General features: G+C 55.0%; 1 protein-coding gene, 1 tRNA gene and 2 rRNA genes. All 4 read right to left on the minus strand.

All coding sequences use genetic code 11. From position 1 onward, the window contains the following. Nucleotides 1-233: 233 nt before the first annotated feature. Entirely contained in the window at nucleotides 234-2,762 is a 2,529-nt protein-coding gene (locus tag NE851_RS30660) for a methyl-accepting chemotaxis protein (protein ID WP_254959566.1), read from the minus strand. A gap of 271 nt (nucleotides 2,763-3,033) precedes the next feature. Beyond that, nucleotides 3,034-3,110: transfer RNA gene (locus NE851_RS30665), tRNA-Met, on the minus strand. A 107-nt stretch (nucleotides 3,111-3,217) separates the two neighbouring features. After that, a 5S ribosomal RNA gene (rrf, locus tag NE851_RS30670) occupies nucleotides 3,218-3,332 on the minus strand. Nucleotides 3,333-3,543: 211 nt separating this feature from the next. Beyond that, nucleotides 3,544-6,358 (minus strand): 23S ribosomal RNA (locus NE851_RS30675). Nucleotides 6,359-6,550: the final 192 nt, after the last annotated feature.

The following is a 6,550-nucleotide window of genomic DNA, read 5'->3' on the forward strand; positions in this document are numbered from 1 at the left end:
TACTTCATGAAATCGAACGCCCTGCTGAATAGGATAATAAACGCCCGCCAATTTGAGGGACGTTGCTTGCCGCTGCGAAAATATTAAAACGCCGGCTCCACGTATATTAGAATATTGCTAATTTAGCAACTATCGTGCGCCTGAAAACTGATCAAGGGAAACGTATCGCTCATCAGCTTTCTGATCGGAAACCATGCATCTCAAAGCAAGTGCTTTGCGAATACATGCTGCCGTCATGCCGCAGCCTCGTACCCTCTTGAAGCCGGGCTCTCGCGGCCTTCAAGCCGAAAGCGTGCAATCATGTCGGTAAGTGCAAGCGCCTCGGACGATAGCTGTTGGGTGGCAGCATTCGTCTCTTCCACCATCGCCGCATTTTGCTGCGTCATACGATCAATATCATTGACCGACGCGTTGATCGAATGGAGTGTCGTTGCCTGTTCGCGGCTTGACGAGGCAATGAGTTCAATATGGCCGACGATGTGGACGATCTCGCTGGAAATCTCCATCAGCGCATCGCCGGTGCGGCCGACGAATTCGGAGCCGGACGCAACCTCGCGGACGGAATTGTTGATGAGCTCGCCGATTTCCTTGGCTGCACGAGCCGATCGCTGCGCCAGTTCCCGCACCTCCTGTGCCACGACAGCAAAGCCCTTGCCGGCCTCACCCGCTCTCGCCGCTTCGACTCCCGCATTTAGCGCCAAGAGATTGGTCTGGAAAGCGATGGAGTCGATGGCGCTGACAATCTGAACGATCTTACCCGACGCGTCCTCAATCCGTCCCATGGCCGAAACCGCGTTTTGGACCACTGAAGCCGAGGCGTCGGCACCCTGTTTGGCGCGCTGGACAAGCGCAAGCGCTGCTGCTGCCCGTCCTGACGAGGTATTGACGGCGGAAGAAATCTCCTCCACTGCCGCTGCGGTTTCCTCAAGTGCAGCCGCCTGCTTCTCCGTTCGACGGGCCAGGTCATCAACGGCTTCCGCCATCTGTCGGCCATTGTCGTTGATGAGGGAAGACGTCTCGCGGATATCGCAGAGCGTCTCTCTGAGACCCGCCACCGACATGTTGAAATCGGTGCGGATCCGGTCGAGTTCGGCGGCAAAGGGCGTATCGATCGAAAAATTCAACTCCCCGCGCGACAGCCGCGTGAGCCCCTCTGCAAGCGCCTCGATTGCGGCGTCAACCTGGACCTTGGCGCTACGTCGCTGGAGTTCGTTGCGGGCGCGCTCAGATTCCGCATCACTGCGCGCGATCTCGGCCTGTTGTTCCATTTCGACATTCGACAGCGCATTTTGTTTGAAGACGGAAAGCGCACGAGCCATTTCCCCGATTTCGTCGCCCCGTGCCTCGCCGGTGATTGTGGTATCGAGCCGTCCCTCTGCGATCTTGCGCATCGCTGCGGTAATCTGGGTGATCGGTCCCTTCAGGGTGACGACCAGTGCGGCACCCGCGGTCATAGCAATCAGGATGCCGATGACAATCGCGCCTGCGGATATCCTATTGGCCTGTTGACGATCCTGCCCAGCATTTTGCCTCTGCGTCTCGGCGAATTGAGCAAGCAGGTTCCAGGTGTTGTCGATCTGCCCCGCAGCGCTGTCGAACTCAGCCAGTTTGCGCACCGCACCTTCGGAAAGCGCTGCCGCGTTCGCCGCAAGCAGATCGAGGACGGGTTGAGCCTTCTTCGGAATTTCGGCAAAGACCGGATCGTCGTTCACCACGCCGGCAAGACGGCCGAGTTCGGTCTGATACATGTAGATCGACTGCTGGACTTTCTTCACTCGCGCGTCGTCTGGATTGCCGGCGAGTTCGGCGAAGCCGACGCGGATCTCGTTATTGCTGTTAACAATGGCGCGCAGTTCGTTGCCGACATTGGTCGCCTGAGAGATATCTTTGTCCGACGCGGCAAGCGCCAACACGGAGGTCCGCATCAGATCGTCGCCAATCGTCTTGAGGCTGTCGCCAGTTGCAGCAAGATCGGCGACGGCGGTATCCGTTGCTGGGACATCCAAAGTGTCAGGCGACACCTTCGAAGCGTTGGCGACAGCATCCATAGCAGCGGCATACTGGGCGGCGATGGCTTGTTTGTCGGTCCCTACAGCAGGCGAAAGCTGTTCCTTTGCCTTTTGCAAATCGGGGGCATATTTGGCTAACAGGCCAACTTTGTCAGCCGGCGTCGTCACGCTCGCATAGTCATTGCGAAGTTTTGTCGCGATACTGGCGGCGGCGCTGATGGAGACGGAATTGCTCAGGCCGCTCTTGTTGGCATTTTCCATCTTTTTCGCACTGGCCATCAGCATGAATGAGCGCTTGCCAACCTGCCCTTGCAGGTCAAGAAGTGCCGCGGAAGCAGCGTCCACATCGCTGAGAATTTTCTGCTGTCCCGTTTCGATTTGCCAGATCGCTTCGATCTTTTGCGGTATGATTTGCGACTGATCAAGCGCCCGGTCAAGAAGCCCCACATCGGTCGTCGGCCTTAGCCTCTCGATCGTCTGCTGCAGGTTTGTCAGTTGCTCTCGGGCGTCGGCAAGCGCGGTATCACGAGCTTCCTGCGACGGCTTCATCAGAAAGCCGGTCATGCTGGAAGAAACATGTTTGAACCCGTTCAGGGACTGCAAAACATGGTTGGAGATCTCCATGCGTCCCTCGAGAAGGCTGGACGCGTAGTACCCCGTCAGTCCCACTGCGCATAGACTAATGACGAATGGCGCCAAAAGTACGAGCACCTTCGTCTGAATGCGAACCCGCGACATCAAACCATTTACCACGAATGCACCCTCACCATCGATTGGAGCTAAGCTGTCATTCTTTGCTTAAGAACCGATAAATGGGTTGATCCGAGGACTATGCACGCCTGACCTACCGGGGCGAAGGCGTGGTTCAGACACTCGAACGGGCATGTAGGCAGATCGGCTATTCATCATCGCCTGTCCCTATTGCGGACACCTGTTGAGGCGTTAACTCGCACGTCTGGAAACGCCAAAAGCCCGCACGAGGCGGGCTTTTTGTATCAGTGTGTATGGCGGTCTATGTGGGATTTGGTTGCGGGGGCAGGATTTGAACCTGCGGCCTTCAGGTTATGAGCCTGACGAGCTACCGGGCTGCTCCACCCCGCGAGATATAATTTAACACAAAAGGCCGCTTTATGGGCGGCCCTTTTGTCTCGGCTATGGGCCGTTTGGCGTGATTGAGAAGATTGATTGATATAAGTTGCGCTTTGCAGACCTGGCAGCGACCTACTCTCCCGCGTCTTAAGACGAAGTACCATGGGCGCAGGGGCGTTTCACGGCCGTGTTCGGAATGGGAACGGGTGCAGCCACCCCGCCATAACCACCAGGTCGGCAAAGCGCAACTTATTGATTTGAGAAGCTGGTACACTGAGTGACTAGTTAGTGACTAGTCGGTCGTGGTTTGTTTTGAACACGTCTTTTGAGGCTTATGAGGGCAGCCGCGAGAGTTTTCACTGCTCACTACTGCCTATTCACTACTCACTTCATCGATCCGGACGAAGGCAAAGCCTTCGCCGGGGGATGAGCATAGTCAATGAGAACGATCAAGCCAATCGAGCTATTAGTACCGGTAAGCTTCATGCGTTGCCGCACTTCCACACCCGGCCTATCAACGTGGTCGTCTTCCACGGCTCTGATAGGGAATACTCGTTTTCAGGTGGGTTTCCCGCTTAGATGCCTTCAGCGGTTATCCCGTCCATATATAGCTACCCTGCTATGCCCTTGGCAGGACAACAGGTCCACCAGAGATATGTCCATCCCGGTCCTCTCGTACTAGGGACAGATCCTGTCAATATTCCTACACCCACGGCAGATAGGGACCGAACTGTCTCACGACGTTCTGAACCCAGCTCACGTACCGCTTTAATTGGCGAACAGCCAAACCCTTGGGACCTGCTCCAGCCCCAGGATGCGATGAGCCGACATCGAGGTGCCAAACAACCCCGTCGATATGGACTCTTGGGGGTCATCAGCCTGTTATCCCCGGCGTACCTTTTATCCGTTGAGCGATGGCCCTTCCACGCGGGACCACCGGATCACTATGACCGACTTTCGTCTCTGCTCGACTTGTCAGTCTCGCAGTCAGGCGGGCTTATGCCATTGCACTCGACGACCGATTTCCGACCGGTCTGAGCCCACCATCGCGCGCCTCCGTTACTCTTTCGGAGGCGACCGCCCCAGTCAAACTACCCACCATACACTGTCCCGGACCCGGATGACGGGCCGCGGTTAGACATCCATGACGATAAGGGTGGTATTTCAAGGATGGCTCCACGGAAACTGGCGTCCCCGCTTCAAAGCCTACCACCTATCCTACACATGCCGACACGAATGCCAGTGTAAAGCTATAGTAAAGGTGCACGGGGTCTTTCCGTCTGACCGCAGGAACCCCGCATCTTCACGGGGAATTCAATTTCACTGAGTCTATGTTGGAGACAGCGGGGAAGTCGTTACGCCATTCGTGCAGGTCGGAACTTACCCGACAAGGAATTTCGCTACCTTAGGACCGTTATAGTTACGGCCGCCGTTTACTGGGGCTTCGATTCAAAGCTTGCACCTCTCCTCTTAACCTTCCAGCACCGGGCAGGCGTCAGACCCTATACGTCGTCTTGCGACTTCGCAGAGCCCTGTGTTTTTGATAAACAGTCGCTACCCCCTGGTCTGTGCCACCCCATCATACTTGCGTAAAATGGGGTCACGCTTCTTCCGAAGTTACGCGTGCAATTTGCCGAGTTCCTTCAACATAGTTCTCTCAAGCGCCTTGGTATACTCTACCTGACCACCTGTGTCGGTTTCGGGTACGGTCTATACGGTGGAGCTATTTCCTGGAACCGCTCCGCTGCCCTGATAATCCAATAAACCAGAACAACTTGTGCAATCCGTCACTACCACCAGGCCCACGAATATTAACGTGGTTCCCATCGACTACGCATTTCTGCCTCGCCTTAGGGGCCGGCTAACCCTGCTCAGATTAACTTTAAGCAGGAACCCTTGGTCTTTCGGCGAGAGGGTCTCTCACCCTCTTTATCGTTACTCATGTCAACATTCGCACTTCCGATACCTCCAGGAGCCCTCACAGGTCTCCCTTCATCAGCTTACGGAACGCTCCGCTACCACTTGCGATTGCTCGCAAATCCTCAGCTTCGGTGCATGGCTTCAGCCCCGTTACATTTTCGGCGCAAAGACCCTTATTTAGACCAGTGAGCTGTTACGCTTTCTTTAAATGATGGCTGCTTCTAAGCCAACATCCTGGTTGTTTTGGGATCCTCACATCCTTTCCCACTTAGCCATGACTTGGGGACCTTAGCTGGAGGTTAGGGTTGTTGCCCTTTTCACGACGGACGTTAGCACCCGCCGTGTGTCTGCCGAGTAGTACTCCCCGGTATTCGGAGTTTGGTTAGGATCAGTAAGACGGTGAGTCCCCATAGCCCATCCAGTGCTCTACCCCCGGGGGTATTCGCTCGACGCTCTACCTAAATAGATTTCGCGGAGAACCAGCTATTTCCGAGTTTGATTGGCCTTTCACCCCTAGCCACAAGTCATCCCAATCTATTGCAACAGATGCGGGTTCGGTCCTCCAGTTGGTGTTACCCAACCTTCAACCTGCTCATGGCTAGATCACTCGGTTTCGGGTCTAATGCAACAAACTAAATCGCCCTATTCAGACTCGCTTTCGCTTCGCCTACACCTACCGGCTTAAGCTTGCTTGTTACACTAAGTCGTTGACCCATTATACAAAAGGTACGCCGTCACCCTTGCGGGCTCCGACTGTTTGTAGGCATCCGGTTTCAGGTTCTATTTCACTCCCCTTGTCGGGGTGCTTTTCACCTTTCCCTCACGGTACTTGTTCGCTATCGGTCATGCACGAGTACTTAGGCTTGGAGAGTGGTCTCCCCATGTTCAGACAGGATTTCTCGTGTCCCGCCCTACTCTAGGACAATCGTGATATCTACGCGTACGGGGCTGTCACCCACTACGGCCGCACTTTCCAGAGCGTTCCACTTTAATCACAATTGCCACTGGCCTGGTCCGCGTTCGCTCGCCACTACTTGCGGAGTCTCGGTTGATGTCCTTTCCTGCAGGTACTTAGATGTTTCAGTTCCCTGCGTTCGCTTCTTACACCCTATGTATTCAGGTGTAGATACCTTATCACAATGCTTGGAAACCACTCGGGTTGCCCGGCCAGAGGCCAAACAACCAGAATGATTTTCCAAGCATTTAAGGTGGGTTGCCCCATTCGGAGATCCATGGATCAAAGCTCATTCGCAGCTCCCCACGGCTTTTCGCAGCGTATCACGTCCTTCATCGCCTGTGCATGCCAAGGCATCCACCAAATGCCCTTACGACACTTAATCGTTCTCATTGCCAATGCTCATCATCTCGTTGCCCGCTTCAAAGAAACGGCAACAGACCGGGTTACCTTTTACAACCCAGTCAATCCAACAATGCCATTAACGTGTTCGACAGGTCTGCTTTATTGGAGCTACGCCGAGCAGCCCACTTGCAGCCTGTCTTAAGACCAGCTTCTCGAGATTGGATCCGATACC

This window comes from Rhizobium anhuiense bv. trifolii (assembly GCF_024346605.1).
GTDB lineage: Bacteria > Pseudomonadota > Alphaproteobacteria > Rhizobiales > Rhizobiaceae > Rhizobium > Rhizobium anhuiense.